20 protein-coding genes and 1 pseudogene are annotated in these 17,646 nt (G+C 72.9%); 9 read left to right on the top strand and 12 right to left on the bottom strand.

Features of this window, described 5'->3' with window-relative positions; translation table 11 throughout:
- Positions 1-155: 155 nt before the first annotated feature.
- Positions 156-959 (bottom strand): recombinase family protein, encoded by an 804-nt coding sequence (locus Q1V71_RS01265; protein ID WP_300639626.1) that lies wholly within the window; start codon positions 957-959, stop codon positions 156-158.
- A 192-nt stretch (positions 960-1,151) separates the two neighbouring features.
- Here Q1V71_RS01265 and Q1V71_RS01270 point away from each other — a divergent pair, with 192 nt between their 5' ends.
- Positions 1,152-1,709 carry a GNAT family N-acetyltransferase gene (locus Q1V71_RS01270; protein ID WP_300639629.1) on the top strand — a complete coding sequence of 186 codons (558 nt, stop codon included), beginning with the start codon at positions 1,152-1,154 and terminating at the stop codon, positions 1,707-1,709.
- 14 nt (positions 1,710-1,723) lie between these two features.
- Here the strand turns inward: Q1V71_RS01270 and Q1V71_RS01275 are convergent, their stop codons facing one another.
- Positions 1,724-2,890, bottom strand: a complete 1,167-nt coding sequence (locus Q1V71_RS01275; RefSeq protein WP_300639632.1) for a nucleotide sugar dehydrogenase — start codon at positions 2,888-2,890, stop codon at positions 1,724-1,726.
- A gap of 348 nt (positions 2,891-3,238) precedes the next feature.
- Positions 3,239-4,399, bottom strand: coding sequence for an acyl-CoA desaturase (locus tag Q1V71_RS01280; RefSeq protein ID WP_300639635.1), 1,161 nt, complete (start codon positions 4,397-4,399; stop codon positions 3,239-3,241).
- Positions 4,400-4,531: 132 nt separating this feature from the next.
- On the opposite strand from Q1V71_RS01280, the gene Q1V71_RS01285 reads away from it, so the two are divergent.
- Positions 4,532-4,939 (top strand): hypothetical protein, encoded by a 408-nt coding sequence (locus Q1V71_RS01285; RefSeq protein WP_300639638.1) that lies wholly within the window; start codon positions 4,532-4,534, stop codon positions 4,937-4,939.
- A 10-nt stretch (positions 4,940-4,949) separates the two neighbouring features.
- Here Q1V71_RS01285 and Q1V71_RS01290 read toward each other — a convergent pair whose 3' ends face one another.
- The 3 genes from Q1V71_RS01290 to Q1V71_RS01300 are packed head-to-tail and all read right to left on the bottom strand — an operon-like array spanning position 4,950 to position 7,482.
- Positions 4,950-5,597 carry a 3-oxoacid CoA-transferase subunit B gene (locus Q1V71_RS01290; protein ID WP_300639640.1) on the bottom strand — a complete coding sequence of 216 codons (648 nt, stop codon included), beginning with the start codon at positions 5,595-5,597 and terminating at the stop codon, positions 4,950-4,952.
- Positions 5,594-6,280 carry a 3-oxoacid CoA-transferase subunit A gene (locus tag Q1V71_RS01295; RefSeq protein ID WP_300639643.1) on the bottom strand — a complete coding sequence of 229 codons (687 nt, stop codon included), beginning with the start codon at positions 6,278-6,280 and terminating at the stop codon, positions 5,594-5,596. Before Q1V71_RS01295 ends, Q1V71_RS01290 begins: the two co-directional genes overlap by 4 nt.
- The gene (locus Q1V71_RS01300; RefSeq protein ID WP_300639647.1) at positions 6,277-7,482 is read right to left on the bottom strand and encodes a thiolase family protein; all 1,206 of its coding nucleotides are present in this window, start codon (positions 7,480-7,482) and stop codon (positions 6,277-6,279) included. Before Q1V71_RS01300 ends, Q1V71_RS01295 begins: the two co-directional genes overlap by 4 nt.
- 80 nt (positions 7,483-7,562) lie before the next feature.
- Between Q1V71_RS01300 and Q1V71_RS01305 the strand changes: the two genes are divergently transcribed.
- Genes Q1V71_RS01305 through Q1V71_RS01315 form a run of 3 tightly spaced genes read left to right on the top strand, consistent with a single transcriptional unit; the run spans position 7,563 to position 9,158 of the window.
- Positions 7,563-8,453, top strand: coding sequence for a LysR substrate-binding domain-containing protein (locus Q1V71_RS01305; protein ID WP_300639650.1), 891 nt, complete (start codon positions 7,563-7,565; stop codon positions 8,451-8,453).
- A 52-nt stretch (positions 8,454-8,505) separates the two neighbouring features.
- A complete protein-coding gene (locus Q1V71_RS01310) occupies positions 8,506-8,742 on the top strand; it encodes an antitoxin (RefSeq protein WP_300639653.1) in 237 nt (78 codons plus the stop codon).
- Positions 8,739-9,158, top strand: a complete 420-nt coding sequence (locus tag Q1V71_RS01315; RefSeq protein WP_300639656.1) for a type II toxin-antitoxin system VapC family toxin — start codon at positions 8,739-8,741, stop codon at positions 9,156-9,158. The genes Q1V71_RS01310 and Q1V71_RS01315 overlap by 4 nt, the downstream gene beginning before the upstream one ends.
- 67 nt (positions 9,159-9,225) lie before the next feature.
- Here Q1V71_RS01315 and Q1V71_RS01320 read toward each other — a convergent pair whose 3' ends face one another.
- From Q1V71_RS01320 to Q1V71_RS01330, 3 genes are all read right to left on the bottom strand, one after another.
- Positions 9,226-10,557, bottom strand: coding sequence for an FAD-binding oxidoreductase (locus tag Q1V71_RS01320; RefSeq protein ID WP_300639659.1), 1,332 nt, complete (start codon positions 10,555-10,557; stop codon positions 9,226-9,228).
- Positions 10,558-10,683: 126 nt separating this feature from the next.
- A complete protein-coding gene (locus Q1V71_RS01325; RefSeq protein WP_300639661.1) occupies positions 10,684-10,836 on the bottom strand; it encodes a hypothetical protein in 153 nt (50 codons plus the stop codon).
- Positions 10,837-10,880: 44 nt separating this feature from the next.
- Positions 10,881-12,086 carry a cytochrome P450 gene (locus Q1V71_RS01330; protein WP_300639664.1) on the bottom strand — a complete coding sequence of 402 codons (1,206 nt, stop codon included), beginning with the start codon at positions 12,084-12,086 and terminating at the stop codon, positions 10,881-10,883.
- An 80-nt stretch (positions 12,087-12,166) separates the two neighbouring features.
- Between Q1V71_RS01330 and Q1V71_RS01335 the strand changes: the two genes are divergently transcribed.
- Positions 12,167-12,736, top strand: a complete 570-nt coding sequence (locus Q1V71_RS01335) for a CGNR zinc finger domain-containing protein (protein ID WP_300639667.1) — start codon at positions 12,167-12,169, stop codon at positions 12,734-12,736.
- Here the strand turns inward: Q1V71_RS01335 and Q1V71_RS01340 are convergent.
- Together Q1V71_RS01340 and Q1V71_RS01345 are read right to left on the bottom strand one after the other, a co-directional pair.
- The gene (locus Q1V71_RS01340) at positions 12,703-14,034 is read right to left on the bottom strand and encodes a dienelactone hydrolase family protein (protein WP_300639670.1); all 1,332 of its coding nucleotides are present in this window, start codon (positions 14,032-14,034) and stop codon (positions 12,703-12,705) included. The two genes, Q1V71_RS01335 and Q1V71_RS01340, sit on opposite strands and share 34 nt — an antisense overlap.
- A gap of 19 nt (positions 14,035-14,053) precedes the next feature.
- Positions 14,054-14,509 (bottom strand): DUF6326 family protein, encoded by a 456-nt coding sequence (locus tag Q1V71_RS01345; protein ID WP_300639673.1) that lies wholly within the window; start codon positions 14,507-14,509, stop codon positions 14,054-14,056.
- Positions 14,510-14,616: 107 nt separating this feature from the next.
- Here Q1V71_RS01345 and Q1V71_RS01350 point away from each other — a divergent pair, with 107 nt between their 5' ends.
- Both Q1V71_RS01350 and Q1V71_RS01355 read left to right on the top strand, forming a co-directional pair.
- A complete protein-coding gene (locus tag Q1V71_RS01350; RefSeq protein ID WP_300639676.1) occupies positions 14,617-15,756 on the top strand; it encodes a sensor histidine kinase in 1,140 nt (379 codons plus the stop codon).
- Complete coding sequence (locus tag Q1V71_RS01355) at positions 15,753-16,403, top strand: response regulator transcription factor (protein WP_300639679.1); 651 nt, start codon at positions 15,753-15,755, stop codon at positions 16,401-16,403. The genes Q1V71_RS01350 and Q1V71_RS01355 overlap by 4 nt, the downstream gene beginning before the upstream one ends.
- Before the next feature lie 397 nt (positions 16,404-16,800).
- Here the strand turns inward: Q1V71_RS01355 and Q1V71_RS01360 are convergent, their stop codons facing one another.
- Positions 16,801-17,112, bottom strand: coding sequence for an antibiotic biosynthesis monooxygenase (locus tag Q1V71_RS01360; protein ID WP_300639682.1), 312 nt, complete (start codon positions 17,110-17,112; stop codon positions 16,801-16,803).
- A 108-nt stretch (positions 17,113-17,220) separates the two neighbouring features.
- Here Q1V71_RS01360 and Q1V71_RS01365 point away from each other — a divergent pair.
- Positions 17,221-17,646: pseudogene (locus Q1V71_RS01365) on the top strand (AraC family transcriptional regulator); the annotation flags it as partial.

Consider the following 17,646-nt stretch of genomic DNA (forward strand, 5'->3'; position numbering starts at 1 on the left):
GCAGAAGGTCGTCAGATCAGCGCAGGCGAAGGCGCCCGCACGGGTAGCGTCGTGCACGTCGAGGTCTTTCGGGTGGCTGGCGTAGGAACCGCCATCTTCGAAAGACCTCGACCTCTATCCCGGCACCGACGCGCCGACCCCGGCCGCGTCGTCCGCTACACCCTCAACTGTGAAGAGCCGGTTAACTTCTTCTCTGCATAGGTCGCCAGGATCCGCCGGTGGTCCTCCTCGCTGATGATCGGCTCCCACAGCGCGGGACCGACGACCTCGCCACGATGGGCCCTCAGTCCGGCATAGCGCGGATTCGTGAGGATGCCCTTCAAGGTCGAGGTCACCCACGGCTTCCCCCGCACCGTCCGCACCCCCTGGTCGTTGAGCCAGGTCGCGATCGACCGGCTGAACTCCCCGGCCAGGAACCTGGCCACGATCTGCCCGATGACCTCGGCCTCTTCGGGGACCACGGTGACGAAGTCGCTGGCGTAGCCGTAGGGCCTGGTCGACCCCCCGTGGGGGCGACCTCCGGCGGCGACCTCGTCCATCTTCCGTCGCACCCGCCTGCCGATGTTCGCTGACTCCTTGGCCGCGAACGCGCCCATGATCAGGCCGTCGTCGGTGCCCATGTCCAGGTCGCCGGTCACGAACTTCACATGCCGCACCCCCGCAGCGGTCATCGCGTCCGCGAACGCCTCGAGCTCGGCCGGACGGCGGGTCAGCCGGTCGAGGTTGTAGACCAGTACCCCATCGATCAGGCCGTCAGCGACGTCGGCCAGCATCCGCTGGTACTCGGGTCGGGGCTTGCCGGAGTAGGCCGACAGGTCGTTGTCGACGTACTCCCCGGCCACCGTCCATCCCAGGGACTCGGCCTTGCGGCGGCAGTCCTCGACCTGGCGGCGAACTCCTGCGCTGGCCCCGTCCTGGTCGCTGCTGATTCGGGCGTAGATCGCTGCCCTTTGCGGCACACTCTGACTACCTGACACAGGGGGTCACATGAGTGACTTGACAACAACCTCGCGGCCCTCTGCAGGCACCCCGACGGCACCACCCCACTCTGAGCACCACCGCCTGACCCTCGCTCACAGCCCGACCACCACGCCGGCGGCCGGACTACCAGCGCGCCCCAGTGCACCCCCACCCCTCCTATGCTCTGGCAGGTGAGGGGAACCCCCACGGCGCCGGCGTACGAGGTGCGACTGGCGCGGCCTGGAGAAGAAGGCGCCATCTGCGCCGTGTGCCGCGCGGGTTTCGCCGCGTCGTCTCAGGGCCTGCTCCCACCGGGGGTCATCGAGCGACAGGCCAACCTGTACTACGACCCTGCGCGTGTGCGGGAGGAGATCGACACTGCGGGGGACACCGCCGAGTGGCAGGGGTACGTCGTCGCAGCCAGCGGCGAGGGCGCGGTCCTGGGCGCGGCGGGAGGCGGAGTCACCGGCCGGTCGACCGGCAACGTCCATGTGCTCTACCTCGACCCCGGGCTGCGCGGCCGCGGAATCGGCACGGCGCTGCTGGACTTCCTCACCGAGCAGCAGAGGTCCGAGGGCGCATCGCAGCAGTGGGTCTCGGTCACCGAGGGGAACGAGCTGGGCATCCCCTTCTACCTCGCTCGGGGGTTCGTCGTCCGCGACCGGGTCCCGTACGCCCAGTCCGACGACGGCAGCGTCGCCGCGCACTCGCTCCGCATGAGCCGCGGCATCCGAGGGTGCGACGAGTAGCCCAGCCCGCCAGGTCAGTCCCGGCCGTACAGGTCGCGGGTGTAGACCTTGTCCTCCACGTCCTCGAGCTCCTCGGCCCGACGGTTGGCGACGATGACGTCGCAGCGGGCCTTCAGCTCCTCGAGGTCCCGCACGACCTCGGCGCCGAAGAAGGTGTCGGCCTCCAGCGTCGGCTCGTGCACGAGCACCTCCACGCCGCGAGCGCGCAGCCGCTTCATGACCCCCTGCACCGAGGACATGCGGTAGTTGTCGGAGCCCTGCTTCATGACGAGCCGGTACACCCCGACCGTCGAGGGTCGTCGCCGCAGGACGTCCTCGGCGATGAAGTCTTTGCGCGTGGTGTTGGCGGCGACGATCGCGCTGATCAGGTTCTGCGGGACGTCGCAGTAGTTGGCCTGGAGCTGGCGGGTGTCCTTGGGCAGGCAGTAGCCGCCGTACCCGAAGCTCGGGTTGTTGTAGTGCGAGCCGATCCGGGGGTCCAGAGCCACGCCCTCGATGATCTGGGCGGTGGAGAGGCCGTGGCGGGCGGCGTAGGAGTCGAGCTCGTTGAAGTAGGCGACCCGCAGCGCGAGGTAGGTGTTGGAGAAGAGCTTGATCGCCTCGGCCTCGGCGGAGTCGGTCAGCAGCACCGGGACCGTCTTGTCGACCGCCCCCTCGACCATGAGGTCGGCGAAGCGCTTGCCGTCCTCGCCGCGGTCGCCCACGACGATCCGCGAGGGGTGCAGGTTGTCGTGCAGCGCCCGGCCCTCGCGGAGGAACTCGGGGCAGAAGACGATGTGCGCACCGAGGTGCTCGGCGCGCATCCGGGCCGTGAACCCCACTGGGACGGTCGACTTGATCACGACGACAGCGGTCGGGTTCACCTCGCGCGCCTCGCGGATCACCGACTCCACCGACGTGGTGTCGAAGTGGTGGGCCTCGGGGTCGTAGTCGGTGGGCGTGGCCACGACGACGTACGCCGCTCCCGCGACCGAGGCCGCCAGGTCGGTGGTCGCCTGCAGGTCCAGTTCCGCGTGCGCGAGGTGCTCGTCGAGGTCGGCGTCCTCGACGGGCGAGCGCCGGGCGGTGACCGCCTCGACCCGCGCCGGGTCGACGTCGACGGCCCAGACCTGGTGGTGCCGGGCGAGCACCACGGCGTTGGACATCCCGACGTACCCCAGGCCCACGACCGCGATCTTCACGGTCCCAGGCTCGGTCCGCGGGGCAGCAGGCAGGTGAACGCCGACCGACCACCTGCTGAGGAGGAGCGGGCTGGTCGACGACGCCCCCCGGCACGTCGACCAGCCCGCCGCGTGTCCCCGGCCGGCCAGGTGCGGATGGGAGTCCGCGGCTGACAGGTCGGCGGGGACTGCCGGCAAGGGCGGCGCGAGGGAGTGCGCGGCGACCCGGCTGCCGGCGGGTCATCCAGAACGTTTTCGCAAGAACCTGCGCACGTCGCTCGTCTCTGGACCGCGACGCACTCTTCCCGTTCCAACGAGCGACGCACGGGGCATCCCCAGCACGGTCGCCTCCGCCGGCCGTGGGGGGCCTCACGGCAGCGAGAGGCGCACCACCTTCCGCCAGGCGCTGGCCACCTGCTGCAGCAGCGGCCGGGCGTTGTAGGTGAGGCCGTAGCGGTCGAAGACCGCGCGCAGCTGCGGTGCGATCTCGGGGTAGCGCCGGCTGGGGAGGTCCGGGAAGCAGTGGTGCTCGATCTGGTGGCTGAGGTGCCCGGTCAGCACGTGCAGGAGCGTGGGTCCGGTGATGTTGGCCGAGCCGAGCATCTGCCGGACGTACCAGTCGCCGCGGGTCTCGGCCTCGTCGAGCTCGGGCTGCTCGAAGACCTCCACGCCCTCGGGGAAGTGGCCGCACATGATCACCGAGTGCGACCAGACGTTGCGGACCAGGACGGCGCTGGCGTTCGCGGCCAGCGTCGCGCGCCAGCCGCGGCCGCTGAGCAGGGGGTGGACGACGAAGTCCTTGGTGACCTGCTTGCGCAGCTTGTGCAGCAGCGCGAGGACCTCGTCGCGCTTCTCCGGCGGCAGCCTCTTGCCGGCCCTGAGGTGGGCGCCGAGCTCGAGGTCGTACATCGCGATGCCGTACTCGAAGACGCACGCGGTGACGGCGTTCCAGAACGGCTGCACGAGGTGGCGCGGCCGCCACTCCTGCGCCTCGTCGACGCGCAGGATGCCGTAGCCGAGGTCGTTGTCCTGGCCGAGGATGTTGGTGAACCGGTGGTGCACCTCGTTGTGCGCACGCTTCCACTGCTCCGGTGGCGAGGCGTGGTCCCAGTCCCAGGTCGAGGAGTGGATCTTCGGGTCGCGCATCCAGTCCCACTGCCCGTGCAGGACGTTGTGCCCGATCTCCATGTTGTCCAGGACCTTCGCGGTCGCCAGCGCGGTGGTCCCCACGACCCACGCCCACCGGCGCCGGCTCCCGGCCAGCAGGACCAGCCTTCCGCCGATCTCCAGGCTGCGCTGCACCACGATGACCCGCCGGATGTACGCCGCGTCGACCTCCCCGCGAGCAGCGAGGACGCCGTCGCGGATGGCGTCCAGCTCACGGCCGATCTGCTCGACCTGCTCGGCCGTGAGGTCCCCGGGACGGCTCCGGTCAGGGGCGGTGCGCTCGGAGGGGCGCTCGGAGGGGCGGTCGGAGGGGCGGTCGGCGTCGACGTGCGGCGACGGTCGCGTCTGCTGGGTCGTGGACATGGGCCACAGGTGCCCCGAACCGCGCGATCGAGCACTCCTCAGCCCGCGCGGTGTGCCCTCGGCTCCGCGCTCGACGTGCGAGACCGGCCGGGTCCTCCTGCGTGGTCACCGGCGCTCTGCCATGCTCCGGTCGTGACCTTCGAGACCGACTGCAGGCCCACCGTCGAGACCGCGCTCGCCCAGCACCTGGGCCACACCGGCGAGACGACCCGGCTCCCGTCCCCCGGCGGCGGCTCCGTCGCCTACCGCGTCGCCGGCCGCGGCGGCCGCTCCGCCGAGCTCACCGCCTCCCGCACCAAGCTCGAGGCGCGGCTCTCGCGCCCCGCCCGCACCGTGACGCTCGAGGGCGACTACGAGGACACCGACCTCCTGGCCCGCGACGCCGCCCGGCTCGCGCGGTTCGTCGACCGCTACCTGCGCGGCCAGGGCCGGTTGCAGCGCGAGCAGGGTGCCCTCGGCGTACGCCGCTCGCTGGTCGTCACCACCGCAGACGGCGAGTGGCGCGTCGGTCCCCGCAAGACGCAGGTGCCGTCGGCCTGACCGCTGGGCCTCAGGGACGCAGCAGCCGCACCGGCGCGAGCAGCGACGCCAGCTCGTCGTGCGTCGTGCCCGCCAGGTCGCGGGCCACGACCCCGTCGGGCACGATCTCGAAGGTGCCGAGGTCGGTGTAGACCCGCTCGATGCAGCCCACCCCGGTCAACGGGTAGGTGCACTCCGGGACGATCTTGGGCCGCCCCTGCTTGTCGAGCAGCGTCATCATCACCCAGACCGAGCGGGCCCCGATGGCGAGGTCCATCGCCCCGCCGACCGCCGGGATCGCGTCCGGGGCGCCGTTGTGCCAGTTGGCCAGGTCGCCGGTCTGCGAGACCTGGAAGGCCCCCAGGACACAGACGTCGAGGTGGCCGCCGCGCATCATGGCGAAGGACGCCGCGGAGTCGAAGTAGGAGCAGCCGGGCAGCTCGGTGACCGGGATCTTGCCGGCGTTGGTGAGGTCCGGGTTGACCTGGTCCTCGGCGGCCGCGGGGCCCATGTTGAGCATGCCGTTCTCGGTGTGCAGCACGACCCCGGAGCCCTCGGGCAGGTGGTCGGCGACCAGCGTCGGCTGGCCGATGCCGAGGTTCACGAAGGCGCCATCGGGGTGGGCCGTGGCGATGTCGTGGGCGATGGCCGCGGCGATCTGGTGCTTGTCGCGGCTCATGCGACCTCCTCCTCTGCCACCAGGTCGGCCGGCACGATGCGGTCGACGAAGATCGCCGGGGTCACGATGCTCTCCGGGTCCAGCTCCCCGACCTCGACCACGCGGTCGACCTGCACCGCCACGGTGGTGGCGGCGGTGCACATGACCGGCCCGAAGTTGCGGGCGGTCCGGCGGTAGACGAGGTTCCCGAGCCGGTCGGCGACGTGGGCCTTGACCAGCGCGAGGTCGGCCCGGATCGGCATCTCCAGGACGTAGGTGCGCCCGTCGATCTCGCGGACCTCCTTGCCCTCGGCCAGCGGGGTGCCGACGCCCGTCGGGGAGTAGAACGCCCCGATGCCGGCGCCCGCGGCGCGCATCCGCTCGGCGAGGTTGCCCTGCGGCACGACCTCCAGCTCGATCTCCCCGGCGCGGTAGAGCCCGTCGAAGACCCACGAGTCGACCTGCCGCGGGAAGGAGCACACCACCTTGCGCACCCGGCCCGCGGCCAGGAGCGCGGCCAGGCCGGTGTCGCCGTTGCCGGCGTTGTTGGACACGATCGTGAGGTCCTTCGCCCCCTGGCGGATCAGCGCGTCGATGAGCTCGACCGGCATGCCGGCCATGCCGAAGCCACCGACCATCACGGTCGAGCCGTCGGCGGTGCCGGCCACCGCGTCGTCGTACGACGTCAGCACGCGCGCGCTCACGAACGGACCCCGCTGGTGACGTTCTCCAGCACCACGGCCAGACCTTGCCCGACACCGATGCAGATGGCGGCCACGCCCCACCGCTCGCCGGAGTCGGCGAGCCGCTGGGCGAGGGTGGCCAGCACCCGGGCCCCGGAGGCCCCCAGCGGGTGGCCGATCGCGATCGCACCGCCGCGGGCGTTGACGATCGCGTGGTCGACGCCCCAGGCGTCGACGCAGGCCAGCGACTGCACGGCGAAGGCCTCGTTGAGCTCGACCGCGGCGACGTCGGACCACCCGATGCCGGCGCGGGCGAGGGCAGCGTTGGCGGCTTCGACCGGGGCGTACCCGAAGTCCTGCGGGTCCAGGGCGTGCGCGCCGCGACCGGCGATGCGGGCCACGGGGTCGCGACCGAGGAGTGCGGCCGCGGACTCGGAGCCCAGGAGCACCGCGGCGGCGCCGTCGTTGAGCGGGCTGGCGTTGCCGGCGGTGATGGTGCCGCCCTGGTCGGCAGGGCGGAACGACGGCTTCAGACCGGCCAGCTTGTCGGGCGTGGAGCCGTCGCGGATGGACTCGTCGCGGGCCAGCTCCGCGCCGAGCACCGGGACGACGAGGTCGTCGTAGAAGCCGTCGGCCCAGGCCTGCGCGGCGAGCACGTGGGACCGCGCGGCGAACTCGTCCTGCCGCTCCCGGGAGATCGAGAAGCGCTGGGCGAGCTGCTCGTTGGCCTCGCCGAGGGAGACGGTCCACTCCGCCGGCATCCGGTCGTTGACCAGCCGCCAGCCCAGCGTCGTGGAGACCGCCGTGGTGTTGCCGGCCGGAAAGGCGCGGTCGGGCTTGGGCAGCACCCACGGTGCGCGGGTCATCGACTCCACACCACCCGCGACCACGACCTCGGCGTCGCCGGTCTCGATCGTGCGCGAGGCCTGCATGGCGGCGTCCAGGGAGGAGCCGCAGAGCCGGTTGACGGTGGTGGCGGGCACGGAGGTCGGCAGGCCCGCGAGCAGCACGGCCATCCGGCCGACGTTGCGGTTGTCCTCGCCGGCCTGGTTGGCGCAGCCCCACACGACGTCGTCGACCCGGGCAGGGTCGAGGTCGGGAGCCTTGCCCAGCACGCCGGACAGCGCGGTCGCCGCGAGGTCGTCGGGCCGGACACCGGCGAGGGCGCCGCCGAAGCGGCCGAAGGGCGTGCGGGCGCCGGCGTAGAGGAAGGAGGAGGCCATGTCGTCACGCTAGGCCGGTCGCTCGATCGTCTCCAATACTCATTCACACGTCATTGATAAGGCTGGGGCATCATGAATGCGTGGAGATCCGGCTGCTGCGCTCCTTCGTCGTGCTCGCGGAGGAGCGGCACTTCGGGCGCGCGGCCGCGCGCCTGCACGTCGCCCAGCCCGCGCTGTCGCAGCAGCTGAAGGCGCTCGAGCGCGAGGTCGGTGCGCGACTGCTCGACCGCTCCACGCGACGCGTCGACCTGACCGAGGCAGGACGGTTGCTGCTCGAGCGGGCCCAGGAGGTGCTCGCCGCGGCCGACCGCGCCGAGGCGGACCTGGCGCTGCTCGTGGCCGGCCGCGCGGGACGGGTGCGGCTCGGGTTCGTCGGCACGGCGACGTACGACGTGCTGCCGCGGGTCGCGCGTCGCGTGCGCGAGGAGCTGCCCGACCTCGAGCTCGAGCTGCGCGGGGAGCTGCTCGGACCCGAGCTGGTCGACGCCCTGCGCTCCGGTGACCTCGACCTGGCCGTGCTGCGTCCGGGCTCGGTGCTCCCGGACGACCTGGTGGTGCACGAGCTGCGGCGCGAACCCCTGGTGGCGGTGCTGCCCGCCGCCCACCCGGCAGCCGGCGGGGCGTCCGTCGCCCTCGCCGACCTGGCCGGCGAGACGCTGGTGACCCACCCGTCGGGGGCGCGCTCGACCCTGCAGCCGCGGGTGCTGGAGGCGTGCCGGACGGCGGGCTTCGACCCCGCGGTCCTGGAGGTGGGCGAGACGGGCACGCTGGTGGTCTTCGTCGCGGCGGGCCTCGGCGTCGGCCTGGTGCCGGCCTCGGTGCGGGCGCTCCGGCTCGACGGCGTCGCCTACGTCCCGCTCACGGGGGACCCCGTGACCGTTCCGCTCGCCCTGGCGCACCGGCCGGACCCCTCGCCGGCGGTGGCGCGGGTCGCTGCCCTGGTCGCGGGGGTCGCAGGCGTCGCGCCGTGACCGGGCGCGAAGCGCTATCATCGAGCCAGCATTGATATCACCTGGAGGACCGATGGCCGCCATCACTGTCCGCAACCTGCCCGACGAGACCCACCGTGCCCTCAAGGCACGCGCCGCGGCCCACGGGCGCAGCACCGAGGCGGAGGTGCGCGCCATCCTCACGGCAGCCGTCGACTCCCCCGACCGGGTCCGCCTCGGCTCGGCGCTGGCCGCCATCGGAGCCGCGGTCGGCGGCCTCGAGCTGGACCGCGATCTCGAGCCGGCGCCCGAGCCCCTCGACCTGTCGTGATCGTCCTGGACACCAACGTCCTCTCCGAGCCGCTGCGACCGCGTCCGGACCCGCGCGTGATTACGTGGCTGGACGCGCAGGTGCCCGAGACGCTGCACGTCACGACCATCACCCTGGCCGAGCTCCGCTACGGCATCGCCAACCTCCCTGCGGGAGCTCGACGCACGACCCTGGCGTCCGCGCTCGAGGAGCAGGTGCTGCCGCTCCTCGCGGGTCGCATCCTCGACTTCGACGTACCGTCGGCATCGGCGTACGCCGAGGTCCGGAGCACCGCTCGGCGGCGTGGTGAGTCGATCGCCCTCGCGGACGCGCTCATCGCCGCGGTCGCCCGCCGTCACGACTTCGCCATTGCCACCCGGGACACCCGGCCGTTCCTCGCCGCAGGACTGTCGGTCGTCGACCCGTTCGCGGGCTGAGTCAGGCCTCGCCCAGCTCCTCCAGCACCCAGGGCTCGGCGGGCTGCCGTCGAGACGTCCTCGAGGGTCATCGGGTCGGCCGGAAGGGACGCAGCAGGGGCGACGCGCGGCCGGTCACGACCTGCTCGGCCAGCAGCCGCCCGGTGAGCGGTCCGTGGACGACTCCCCACATGCCGTGCCCGGTGGCGACGTGGACCCCGGGGGTGCGCGTGGGACCGATCAGCGGCAGCCCGTCGGTGGTGCACGGCCGGGAGCCGACCCACTCGTCCTGCCGGTCGTCGAGGTCCACCTGGGGCAGCAGGGGACGCACCGCGGCGACGATCGCCTCGATCCGCCGGGGGTCCAACGGCGCGCCGTGGGGACGGAACTCCATCATCCCGGCGATGCGCAGCCGCGGCGTGACGGGGAGCGGGCGCCACTTCTCGTCGCGCTCGGTCACCCACGGGTCGTGGAGCGGGGTGCAGGCGATCCGCTCGACCGGGAAGTACACCGGTCCGGACGGCACCTCCGCGCCGGTGACGCTGAAGGAGTAGCCACGGCCCGCCTGCACCGGTTGGCGCACCCCGTGATCGCGGAGCAGGTCGCCCGAACCTGCGCCGCCGCAGAGGACGACGGCGTCGACGTGCCGGTCCTCGCCGGTGGCCGTGACGACTCGCAGGCCAGCCACGTCGCGGCGTACGCCGGTGACCGTGCTGCCCTCGCGGACGACCCCGCCGGCCTCCTCCACCGCCGCGCGCAGCGAGGCGACGAACAGGGGTGGGTGCAGGTAGCGCTGCCCTCGCAGGGCGACCGCCGCCGCGACACCCGCTCCCAGCGCCGGCTCGGCGGCGTGCACCTGGGGCCCGGTCAGGTAGTCGAAGTGCGGCCTCTGCCCGTGCTCCTCGAGGTCCTGCAGCTCCCGCACCAGGGCCATGGCCTCCTGGGTGGAGCCGAAGCACGCCAGGAAGGGCTGCGCGTCGCGGGTGCGGGGCACGGCGTGCACGTCGGCGAGCTCGTCGAAGGCGGCGATGGCCTGCCGGTTGAGCGGCGCGAGCGCGGCCATGGCCCGCCGGGCGGCGGGAGCCGTGCAGTGCCGGGCGAAGCCGAGCAGGAAGCGCCACGTGGCCGGGTCGGCCGTCGGCGGCAGGTAGACCGGCGACGCAGGGTCGAGCAGTGCCCGCAGACCGAACCGCAGCACGTGCGGGTCGGGCAGGGGTCGCGCGAGGGCCGGCGTCAGCCACCCGGCGTTGCCCCACGACGCACCCTCCCCGATCCGGCCCTGCTCAAGGACGACCACCTCGACGTCGTACCGCTGGAGGTGCCAGGCGACGCTGAGGCCGACGATGCCGCCGCCGACCACGGCGACGCGCTGCGGCGTACGTCGTGTGGGAGTGCTGGGCGAGCGGGGGTGGGTCGTCATGGGACACGTCCTGGGTCGAGCAGGGGCGCGCGACGGCGCGGGGCGGGAGCGGTCCACGCCGAGGGCGCAGCGGCGCCGCTCACGGGGATCGCGAGAGAGGGGCGAGGACGGCAGTCGCTGCCGCGGTCAGCGCGCGGGCGGGGCGCGGTCGACGCTGCGCCGCAGGACGTCCACGCCCCGCACGCCCCGCGCTTCCTCGCTGAGGAGGATCGCCAACAGGGCGGCGCCGCTCGGCACGAGCGAGGGCCATGCCGTCGCGCACACCGAGGGGGTCGTCATGGGCGGACCGTAGCACTGGCCGTCCGGGCTGCCCGCGGGCCCGGTCAGGGCCCGGGGGTGAAGCGCAGGGGGAAGGACAACGCGCCGGTGTTGCCGGAGACCGGGAGCCACTCCCCCGGGCCGTCGGGCGCGGCATCCGGCATGGCACGGGCCAGGGTCGGGAGCGCCACCGCCATGTCGACGCGCGCGACCATGTGGCCCAGGCAGTGGTGGACGCCCTTGCCGAAGCCCAGGTGCGGCGCCCGGTCACGGGCGGCGGTGATGTCGACGTCCGGATCGGGCATGGCCCGCGGGTCGGTGCCGGCGGCGTGCGAGAGCACCTGCAGGATCGCGCCCGCCGGGAAGTGCACACCGTGGAACGTCAGGTCTTCGGTCGCCTCGCGCGTCACCCAGGTCACCGTCGGGTTGACCCGCATGACCTCCTCGACGGCCGCCTCGCCCAGGTCAGGACGCTCGGAGAGCAACCGCCACTGGTCCGGGTGGCGCAGCAGGGTCTGGACGGCCAGACCGATCTGGTTGCGCGTCGTCTCCATCCCGGCGAAGGCCAGGAACACCAGGCCGACGACCAGCTCGTCGCGGGTCAGCCGGCCGTCCCCCGCGTGGGCCTGCACCAGAGTGGAGACGAGGTCCTCGCGAGGGTGTGCGAGGCGGTCCTCGACCGCCGCCTCGACGTAGCCGGTCAGGCCCTCCAGCGCCGCCTCGATCAACGGGAGGTCCCGGGCGACGGCGATGCCGAAGGAGCGGCCCAGGTCGTCGGCCCAGTGCGCCACCTGCCGCCACTCGCCCTCGGGCAGGCCCAGCAGCAGGCAGAGGATGCGGGCGGCGTACGGCTCGGCGAACTCGGCGATGAGCTCGACCCGGCCTCGGTCGGCGAACCCCGCGACCAGCTCGTCGGCGATCCGCTGGAACTGCGGTCGCATGCGCAGGATGCTCTGCCGCTTGAACGCCGGCATCAGCAGGCGCCGCAGCCGCGCGTGGTCGTCACCGTCCAGGCTCAGCAGCACCCGCTGCCACCACTCGAGGAACGGACCGCCGGTCACGCCGTTCTGCTCCGGCCACCGGGCGTTGCCCTGGCGGAAACGGCGGTCGGTCAGCAGCTCGTTGGCCTCCTCGTAGCGCAGCACCGCGAAGCCGTACGACGTCGGCGCCAGCCAGTCGGCCTCGCGGGCCGCGTGCACCTGCGCGGAGGTGGTGTCGAACGCAGGGTCTGCCAGGTCGAGGAAGGGGGCGGTGGGCACCTGGGACGGCATCGGGGGCTCCTCGAGATCGACATCAGGACCGTAATGGCGGATGATCCTGACGGTACGGACCCCGCACGTCAGGAGTCAAGATGCTTTTCGGTCATGACACAGCCGTGGCGCTGCAGGGTGCGGCCGCGCTGGTGAACACCGCCCCCACCCCTCCGGGCGCGAGCGGTGGGCGGACCCGCGAGGGGCTGGCGGACCTCGCGGCACTGCTCGACTTCGTGCGGGCCTGGTCGTGGAGCGGCGCCCCACCGACGACCCTGGGCGAGCTCCAGGCTGTGCGGGACCTGCGACCTCGACTACGCCGCTGGTGGAGTGCCGACGAGCAGACCGTCGCCGCCGACGTCAACACGGTCTTCGAGCACGCCGGCGCCTCGCCCCGCGTCGTCCGGCACGGGGACTACGGGTGGCACGTCCACGCCCTTCCCGACGACGCCCCGCTGGACCAGCGGATGGCCGTGGAGGCCGCCGTCGCGGTCGTAGACCTGCTGCGCGCGGGTGACCTGGCCCGGCTCAAGGTCTGCCGGGCGAGCGGGTGCGACCACGTGCTGGTCGACCTGACGCGCAACCGTTCACGCCACTTCTGCGGCTCCGGGTGCGCCGACCGGACCCACGCCGCCGCCTACCGCGCTCGGCAGGCGGGCGACGCGGGCTGACCCGGAGCCGCCGTCCCGCGCGCCGCTCCACCTCCCAGCGCGCTCTCGAGGAACAGGCGAGTCGCACGGGCCGCCGCGTCGATGCCGGCGGTGCGCCCCCGGCTCCCGATGAGGGATGGCAGTGGGGGCAGGAACAGCGCCGCATCGGTGAAGCTCAGGTGCTGGGCGCCCTCGACCACGACCCGGATCCCGCAGGCGCCGAGCGTCTCGGAGAGCGCCTCGTCGTACCGCTCGTCGCTGGCGGCGCTGCCCGTTCCCTCTCCTGCGACGACGGCGAGGACGGGAACGGTGGGGCGACCACCGCGCGGCAGCCCGTCGAGGTTGACGACGGCGTCCACCCGGCGGTCCCGCGACGCGGCCAGGATGGCCGCGGCACCCCCGAGCGAGTGCCCGGCCGTCGCCACCCGGCGCACGTCCACACCGTCCTCCTCGAGCCGGTCGAGGGTCGCGACGAGGTCGTCGGCCCGCATGCTCGCCAGGTCGTCGGCGGCACGCTGGTCCGCCTCGTCGTCCCCCGTCGCACGCACGGTGGAGGTCACGAGGGTGCCGTCCTCGAGGACGACCGCGGCCGATTCGTGGGGATGGTCGATCGCGGCGACGACGTACCCGTGGCTGGCGAGATCCTCCGCCCACGCCGAGTTCTGCGTCCGGACACCACCGAGGCCGGGCGAGAAGAGCACCAGCGGGAAGGCACCGGTGGCGCGCGGAGCGTCCGCGACGGCGTTGGTCGTGCCCCTGTGCACCCCGTCCAGGAGAAACCCGGGCAGACCGACCCGGGCAGCGACGGCGTCGGCGACGGCCGGGCTCTCCAGGTAGGGCCGGCCCACGCCTTCGGCCTCCGTCGGGTACCACAGCTGTGCCACCAGCACCCGGGTGTCCCCGGGGTCCGCGGTGAGCAGCTCGGGGCGACCGGTGTCCCACTGGAGGGTGGAGGTGCCGACCCCGAACGGGCCGCTCGGAGGCGGCAGCTCGAGGGTCGGCAGCGCCCAGGCGGCGCCGCCCGCGACGACGGCGCCGACGACGGTCGCGAGCGAGGTCAAGACCGTCGACCACGTGGTGGCGGGCCTCGTCCGCGTGCCCCGGGAGGGGCTCCGCACCCGCAGGGCCACCGTCGCCGCCGTGCCGGCGACGGCCAGGCCGAGCGGCACGATCATCCACCGCGGTCCCGAGACAGCCAGGACCAGCCAACCGACGGCGACCGCGGCCGCACCAACCGCCAGCAGGACCGGGTGACGACGGACCGGCGTCCACGCCGCGACGACCACGCTCACCGCGGCCGCTGACAGCACGATGGTCATGTGGCGTCGACCGGGGTGGTCAGCGGAGCGCGCCCGCCGCTCGTGGCGCGGCGTCGGGCGCCGTCGTCGTGCGGGGCCACGTCCACGCCCACCGCACGACGAGGGCGAGCAGCACCAGCTCGAGCACGATGCCGAGGCCGTAGAACAGCAGGTACTCCCCTCCCGAGATGTTGTAGATCGTGAAGGGGACCAGCAGGGAGGCGACGACCAGGTTCGTGACCCTGTTCGCCGCAGGGGGCAGGGCCGCCGAGGCCACGATCATGTACATCGGGACGGCCAGGATGCCCAGCGCCGTGACCGAGAAGGTCTGCGAGAGCTCGAACTCGTGGACGCGGCCCTCGAGGATCTCCGCGATGGCACCGGGTTTGTAGAAGTTGAGGATGTCGACGTACGCGTAGAAGAACATGAAGCTGGTCCACGCGGCGACGAGCTTGGCTCGCACGGGCAGGGGCTGGTCGGCCAGGGTGTCGGTCATGGGTCGAGCCTCGCGTCACGGGTCGTCCCCTGCCTCGGCATCGAGGCTGGACCTGGCTCCTCCTTTCGGCCCATCCGCCGGGCCGCGCGGGTCCCTAGGCTGTCGTCGTGACCACCGTCTGGCGCGCCCTCTGGCGGGAGCCGCGGTCCGCTGACCCGCCGAGGACGCGCCGCTCGGACTGGCTGCTGGTGTGCGCCTACGTCGCCGCCGTCGGGGTGGAGGCCCTCGCGCGACCCGACGTGACGTGGCGGCCGTTCGTGACGCTGGTCGCCCTGGCGATCGTCCCGGCCCTGCTCTGGCGACGGACCCGGCCGCTGGCCGCGACCCTCGCCGGGTGGGGCGCCGCCGGGCTGCTCTCGGTGCTGCAGCTGACGACGGACGGCGGGGACCTCGGCCTCCGGTCCATGCTGGCGGTCCTCGTGCTGCTCTACGCCCTCGTGCGCTGGGGATCGGGTCCGGAGATCCTCGCGGGGACGGCGTTCGTGATGGCGGTCGTCGCGCTGGGGCTGTACGCCGCGACCGCGGGTCCCGGCGACGTCTTCGGCAGCAGCGTCCTGCTCCTCCTGGTCGGCGCGCTGGCAGCGGTCTTCCGGTCCCGCGCGGACCTCTGGCGCCGCCGGCAGCACGAGATCCGCACCGAGGAACGCGTGGCGCTGGCCCGGGAGCTGCACGACACCGTCGCGCACCACGTCTCCGCGATCGCCGTGCTGGCACAGGCGGGCGGCGTGGTCGCCGGCAGCCGACCCGACAAGGCGGGTGAGCTGCTCGGTGTCATCGAGGCCGAGGCCTCGCGGACCCTGGCCGAGATGCGGTCGATGGTGCGGGTGCTGCGCACCGACGGCGGCGTCGAGTACTCGCCGCAACCCGGCCTCGCCGACGTCGCAGCCCTGGCGCGCACCCGTGCGACACCTCGGGTCGAGGTCGCCGTCGACCCCGCGCTGCCTCCGCTGTCGCCGCAGGTGGAGACCGCGCTCTACCGCATCGCCCAGGAGTCCCTCACCAACGCGCTCCGGCACGCGCGGGGCGCGACCCGGGTCGGGATCGACGTACGCCGGGAGGGCGGGACCGTCAGGCTCCGGGTCCGCGACGACGGCCGGACCGAGCACGGCTCGCCGTCGCAGCCGGGCTTCGGGCTGCTGGGCATGGCCGAACGGGTCGAGCTGCTCGGCGGGTCCTTCGCCGCGGGCCCCGATCCCACGGGCGGCTGGGTGGTCGACGCCGTGCTCGGGATCGAGGGGCCGTCATGACCATCCGCGTCGTCGTCGCCGACGACCAGGACCTGGTGCGGACCGGACTGGTGCTGATCCTCGACGCGCAACCCGACATCGAGGTCGTGGGGCAGGCGGCCGACGGGCTCGAGGCCGTGGAGGTGGCGAGCCGGCTCCGTCCCGACGTCCTCCTCGTCGACATCCGGATGCCCGGGCTCGACGGCGTGGAGGTGACGCGGCGCCTGGCCGGGCCGCAGGTCACCGCACCGATGGCGGTCGTCGTCATCACCACCTTCGACCTCGACGAGTACGTCTTCGGCGCGCTGCGCGCCGGTGCTCGTGGCTTCCTGCTCAAGGACGCCGGACCGGAGCTCTTGCTGCAGGCGGTGCACGCCGCCGCCTCCGGTGACGCCCTGATCGCCCCCAACATCACGCGTCGACTGCTGGAGACCTTCGCCGGCCAGGCACCCGCCCCACCCACCCAGCCGACCGAACCGATCACCGAGCGGGAGGAGGAGGTGCTCGCCCTCGTCGCGCGAGGCCGGACCAACGCCGAGATCGCCGCCGAGCTCTACCTCGGCTTGAGCACGGTGAAGACCCACGTCGCCTCCCTCATGACCAAGCTCGGCGCGCGCAACCGGGTCGAGATCGCGATGTGGGCGCACGAGACCGGACGCCGGAGCTGACTCGCTGCGGCGCTCGGGTCTCTCCCGCCAACCACAAGCCTCCGAGGCCGCTGGGTCGGGGCATCATGTCGGAGACCGCTGTCGGGATCGAGCCGACGCCTGGAGACGAACTGGCTCTCGCGGGGTGCACAGTCGTGGTCGCCAGGGCGTGGTCCAGCCCTCGGCCTCTTCTACGCCGCCGACCGGACAGCGGCTGACGCGACTGGTGCGATGCACACACTCCAGTCGCACTGCGTCCCGGACGCACCAAGCCCCTGACCTGCGTCTCCGCAGGTCAGGGGCTTGTCGGAGCCGCCTGTCGGAATCGATCCGACGACCTACTCGTGCCGAGTGGGTGTGGCTCTCGAGCCGCCATCAGACGGGCTCCCCCCAAGCACCCGCCTCGTGCGACGGCGGACTACGGGAGCTTGGACGCGAGGACGTCGGCAGGCAGGATCTCGGGTGCTGCGCCGAGCAGGTGCTGATTGGCCATCAGGGCCTCGACGATGGCGCCGTTGGCGTGTGCGTCGCGAGCGGCCTCGTCGGGGAATGCATCGAAGATCCAGAAGGTGTCGGCGTGGGTCCTGACCGCGAACCAGACGATCGTCCCCACTTCCTCGTTGGCGAGTGCGACAGCGCCGGCGAGCAGATCGGCGAGCGCGTCGTGCTGTCCATCGGCCGCGACGATCTTGGCGACGAAGGCATACGGAAGTGATGCGGGCGTGGACATGAGGGGTTCTCCTAGGTGTCGAGGTTTCTTGGCGAAGCGAGTTCAGCGTATGACGAGCAAGGGCATGTGAGAAGTGGCGTATACGGCAGTATTGCTATTGTTCGCGCCATGCGTATCGGACTGATCGCGATCGACGGCTGCTTCGGTTCGGCTGTCGCGTCCGTCATCGACATCCTGCGGGTGGCCGACGGAGCCCGCGGCGATGTCGACCCGCGGATCGACCCGATCGAACTCGCCATCCTCGGACCGAAACGGCGCGTGACGACGACAGCATCGATGGCCCTGTCAGTGGACCACCCGCTGTCGGAGTCCGGGGAGTTCGACGTGGTCGTCGTCCCTGCGCTCGGAACCCTCACGGCCGCCGCTACCAACGACGCCCTCCAGAGCCGGGACGCTCGTTCGGTCATCGCCTCACTCGCGCGCCTCGACGACGCGACCACCCAGATCGCCGCGGCGTGCACCGGCGTGTTCGCCGTCGCCGAGACCGGACGGATGCACCAGCGGCGCGCGACGACCAGCTGGTTCCTGGGGCCG

The sequence above is a fragment of the Nocardioides sp. genome (genome assembly GCF_030149505.1).
Classification (GTDB): domain Bacteria; phylum Actinomycetota; class Actinomycetes; order Propionibacteriales; family Nocardioidaceae; genus Nocardioides.